Here is a 2,780-nt window from a genome sequence, read left to right on the forward strand (position 1 = left end):
CTGCTGGACCAGGCCAAGCTGGTTGCTGGCTGATCCATTGAAAGCGAACGATCAGGCGCCGCGTGCGCCTGATCGCGGATGAAGGAACGGCTGCGCCGCCGCAGGCGGCGCAACCACCCCATCACCCCAGATTGAGCGAACCCCATGGAAATCGGTTTTACCCTCGTTGCCCAGGCACTGGCGTTCGCCGGTCTGATCTGGATCATCGCGACCAAGATCTGGCCGCCGCTGATGAATGCCATCGAAGAGCGTCAGCAGAAGATCGCTGAAGGCCTCGCCGCTGCCGACCGCAGCCAGAAGGATYTGGCCCAGGCGCAGGAAAAGGTCAACGAAGCACTGAAGGATGCACGCGGCAAGGCCAACGAGATCATCGACCAGGCCCACGCGCGCGCCAATCAGATCGTTGAAGCCGCCAAGAATGAAGCCATCGCCGAAGCGAACCGCCAGAAAGATCTGGCCCACGCTGAAATCGAGGCTGCCGCCAACCGTGCCCGTGAGGATCTGCGCAAGCAGGTGTCCGCGCTGGCGGTGAGCGGTGCCGAAAAGCTGCTCAAGCGCGAAATCGATGCCAACGCCCACAAGGCGCTGCTCGACGAGCTGGCATCGGAGATCTGATCGATGAGCCAGGCCCTCACGCTTGCACGCCCGTATGCCCGCGCCGCGTTCGCGACCGCGCGCGACGAAGGCACGTTCGCGCCGTGGTCGGACGCGCTTGCGTTCTCCGCCCACGTAGCCGCCGACCCGCGCGTGGCGGCCTTGCTGTCGAACCCGGAACTGGACCGCGGCGAAGCCGTCGCGTTGCTGGCCCCGGAATCGTCCAGCGAGACCTTCGGTCGCTTCCTGGCCATCCTGGCCGGTGCGCACCGTCTGCCGCTGCTGCCGGAAATCGCCGGCATGTACGCCCAGCTGCGCGCTGAAGCCGAGCACGTGGTCAAGGCCACGGTGACCTCGGCCACCGACCTGTCCGGCGCCGAACTGGACGCCATCAAGGCCGCGCTGCGCAAGCGCTTCGGCTGCGAGGTGGACGTGACGACCGCGGTCGATGCCTCGCTGATCGGCGGTGCCGTGATCGACGCCGGCGATGTGGTCATCGATGGCTCGCTCAAGGGCAAGCTGTCGCGCCTGCAGACCGCGCTCGCTAACTGAATTCATTTAACGTCCGGCGTGATCGCCGGCACTAGGACTTGACGATGGCAACCACGCTCAACCCCTCCGAAATCAGCGAACTGATCAAGAACCGCATCGAGAAGGTCAAGCTGGCCGCGGAATCGCGCAACGAAGGCACCGTGACCAGCGTGTCCGACGGCATCGTGCGCATCTTCGGTCTGGCCGACGTGATGCAGGGCGAAATGATCGAACTGCCGAACAACACCTTCGCCCTGGCACTGAACCTGGAGCGCGACTCGGTCGGCGCCGTGGTGCTGGGTGCCTATGAGCACCTGCGCGAAGGCGACGTCGCCAAGACCACCGGCCGCATCCTGGAAGTGCCGGTCGGTCCGGAAATGCTCGGCCGCGTGGTCAACGCGCTGGGCGAGCCGATCGACGGCAAGGGCCCGATCGCCGCCAAGGCCACTGCGCCGGTGGAGCGCGTTGCCCCGGGCGTGATCTGGCGCAAGTCGGTCGACCAGCCGGTGCAGACCGGTTACAAGTCCGTCGACTCGATGATCCCGATCGGCCGCGGCCAGCGCGAGCTGGTCATCGGTGACCGCCAGACCGGCAAGACCGCCCTGGCCATCGATGCGGTGATCAACCAGAAGACCACCGGCATCAAGTGCGTGTACGTCGCGATCGGCCAGAAGGCCTCGACCGTGGCCAACATCGTGCGCAAGCTGGAAGAGAACGGCGCCCTGGCGCACACCGTGGTGGTTGCTGCGACCGCGTCCGAATCGGCCGCGATGCAGTACATCAGCGCCTACTCGGGCTGCACCATGGGCGAGTACTTCATGGACCGCGGCGAAGACGCGCTGATCGTGTACGACGATCTGTCCAAGCAGGCCGTTGCCTACCGCCAGATCTCGCTGCTGCTGAAGCGCCCGCCGGGCCGCGAAGCCTACCCGGGTGACGTGTTCTACCTGCACTCCCGCCTGCTCGAGCGCGCTGCCCGCGTGTCCGAAGAGTATGTGGAGAAGTTCACCAACGGTGCCGTCAAAGGCAAGACCGGCTCGCTGACCGCGCTGCCGATCATCGAAACCCAGGCCGGCGACGTCTCGGCCTTCGTGCCGACCAACGTGATCTCCATCACCGACGGCCAGATCTTCCTGGAAACCGATCTGTTCAACTCCGGCATCCGCCCGGCCGTGAACGCCGGTATCTCGGTGTCGCGCGTCGGTGGTGCGGCCCAGACCAAGATCATCAAGAAGCTGTCCGGCGGCATCCGTATCTCGCTGGCGCAGTACCGCGAGCTGGCTGCGTTCGCGCAGTTCGCCTCGGACCTGGACGAAGCCACCCGCAAGCAGCTTGAGCGCGGTCAGCGCGTCACCGAGCTGATGAAGCAGAAGCAGTACGCCCCGATGTCGATCGCCAACCAGGCGCTGTCGATCTACGCCGTCAACGAGGGTTACCTCGACGACGTGCCGGTCAACAAGCTGCTGGCACTGGAAGAGGGCCTGCACGCCCACTTCGCCAACACCCAGGGCGAGCTGATCAACAAGATCAACGCCACCGGCGGTTGGGACAACGAGATCGAAGCTGCCTTCAAGCAGGGCATCTCCGAGTTCAAGACCACCGGCAGCTGGTAATACCGGTCCTGTAGAGCGGAGCGTTGCTCCGCTGGGCTTGAA

3 protein-coding genes are annotated in these 2,780 nt (G+C 65.2%); all 3 read left to right on the plus strand.

Annotated features, from left to right (window positions below):
- The first annotated feature begins 144 nt into the window (after positions 1-144).
- From AC1DQP_RS19095 to atpA, 3 genes are read left to right on the plus strand one after another with little or no spacing between them, the layout of a single operon-like run.
- Positions 145-615 (plus strand): F0F1 ATP synthase subunit B, encoded by a 471-nt coding sequence (locus tag AC1DQP_RS19095; RefSeq protein ID WP_128097913.1) that lies wholly within the window; start codon positions 145-147, stop codon positions 613-615.
- Between the two features lie 3 nt (positions 616-618).
- Complete coding sequence (locus AC1DQP_RS19100; RefSeq protein ID WP_256776900.1) at positions 619-1,146, plus strand: F0F1 ATP synthase subunit delta; 528 nt, start codon at positions 619-621, stop codon at positions 1,144-1,146.
- Between the two features lie 44 nt (positions 1,147-1,190).
- Positions 1,191-2,738: a F0F1 ATP synthase subunit alpha gene (gene atpA / locus AC1DQP_RS19105; protein ID WP_312238858.1), complete on the plus strand. Its 1,548-nt coding sequence runs from the start codon at positions 1,191-1,193 to the stop codon at positions 2,736-2,738.
- Positions 2,739-2,780 lie beyond the last annotated feature (42 nt).

Source organism: Stenotrophomonas sp. P5_A8 (assembly GCF_056400545.1).

Coding starts and splice junctions, on each gene's coding strand:
- atpA (WP_312238858.1), top strand. CDS start 1,191: ATGGCAACCACGCTCAACCCCTCCGAAATCAGCGAACTGATCAAGAAC.
- AC1DQP_RS19100 (WP_256776900.1), top strand. CDS start 619: ATGAGCCAGGCCCTCACGCTTGCACGCCCGTATGCCCGCGCCGCGTTC.